This is a genomic window from Ornithinibacter sp. (assembly GCF_035443565.1).
Classification (GTDB): Bacteria; Actinomycetota; Actinomycetes; order Actinomycetales; family Dermatophilaceae; genus Fodinibacter.
Genome location: NZ_DAORSO010000357.1, coordinates 1 through 1430, shown reverse-complemented (window position 1 = coordinate 1430; position 1430 = coordinate 1). Strand labels below are relative to the sequence as shown.

The following is a 1430-nucleotide window of genomic DNA, read 5'->3' as shown; positions in this document are numbered from 1 at the left end:
TACACCAACCTCGTGAGCAGCTTCCTCGGTGAGGACGCCTACTCCTACGTCTTCGACGGCCAGTGGGGCTACCTCGACCACGCCCTCGGTTCGGCCGACCTGTTCGGCAAGAACCAGGTCGCCGGTGTCGCGGAGTTCCACATCAACGCCGACGAGCCGTCGGTGCTGGACTACAACACCGACTTCAAGACGGCCAACCTCCAGGACGTGCTCTACGCCCCGGACATGTTCCGCGTCTCCGACCACGACCCGATCATCGTCGGCCTCACGCCGAACTCCCCGGCCACCGTCGAGGCAGCCTTCGACGACACGTCGGTGAGCTGTGGTGAGGGCAGTGCCAGCCTCACGGTCGACATCGCCGACAGGGACGACGCCGACACCCACGAGGTGAAGATCGCCTGGGGTGACGGCACCACCGAGACGGTGAACACGGCATCCGACTCGCTGACCCGCACGCACACCTACTCGGAGGCGGGCCAGTACACGGCGACGGTCACCGTGACCGACAGCCACGGCCACGTCACGACGACGACCGCCGACGTGGCCGTCGAGTTCACGACGACCGGCGTCCTCGCCCCGTTCAAGAAGGGCAGCGTCACGGCCAAGCAGGGCTCGACCGTCCCGGTCAAGGTCGAGCTCGCCGACTGCGACGGGTCCGAGCCGACCGACCTCGACCCGACGCTCACCGTGAGCCAGGGCAGCACCGTGGCGCGCACCGCGACCCTCGCCTACGTCGACGGCAAGTGGCAGCACAACCTGTCGACCGCGGGCCTGGCACCGGGTAGCTACACGGTGACGATCACCGTTCCCGACACCGGTCAGACCATCACCGCCACGCTTGTCGTGCGGCGTTGACGGGCTCGTCGATGAACACCCCGGCGACCCCTGCGGCAACGACGCCGCAGGGGTCGCCGGGTGCGGGCCTCGCGCGTGCGGTGGTGCGCTGGGCGCTCGTGCTGCTCCTCGTGACGGCGGGGGTGGGTCACTTCGCGTCGGCTGACACCTTTCGCGCCCAGGTACCGCCGTGGATGCCGTGGCCCGAGGCGGTGATCGCCGTCAGTGGGGTGATCGAGCTGGTCCTCGCCGCTGCGCTCGCCGTCGCTCCCGCGCGGCTGCGCCCCACCGTGGGTTGGGTGGTGGCGGCGTTCTTCGTGGCGATCTTCCCGGGCAACATCAGCCAGTACCTCACGGGCACAGCGGCCTTCGGCCTCGACTCGGATGCCGCACGCCTGGTTCGCCTGCTCTTCCAGCCGGTGCTCGTCGTCGCCGCCCTGTGGTGCACGGGTGCGTGGGCGACCTGGCGCTCGCGGCGGGCGCGTACCTAAGGAGACCTATTGGTCGATCTGGGTACGGCCGGTTCGGGCGGTGATGTACCTGTGGTGACCTATTGGTCGATCTGGGTACGGGTCAGACCTGGCGCTCGAAGGTGA

Annotated in this window: 2 protein-coding genes; both read left to right on the top strand. The window is 68.9% G+C overall.

Annotated features, from left to right (window positions below):
* Nucleotides 1-855: PKD domain-containing protein (locus PLL68_RS15180; RefSeq protein ID WP_324535535.1), on the top strand; the 855-nt coding region annotated here is incomplete at its 5' end.
* A gap of 11 nt (nucleotides 856-866) precedes the next feature.
* Nucleotides 867-1325, top strand: coding sequence for a DoxX family protein (locus tag PLL68_RS15175; RefSeq protein ID WP_324535533.1), 459 nt, complete (start codon nucleotides 867-869; stop codon nucleotides 1323-1325).
* Nucleotides 1326-1430: the final 105 nt, after the last annotated feature.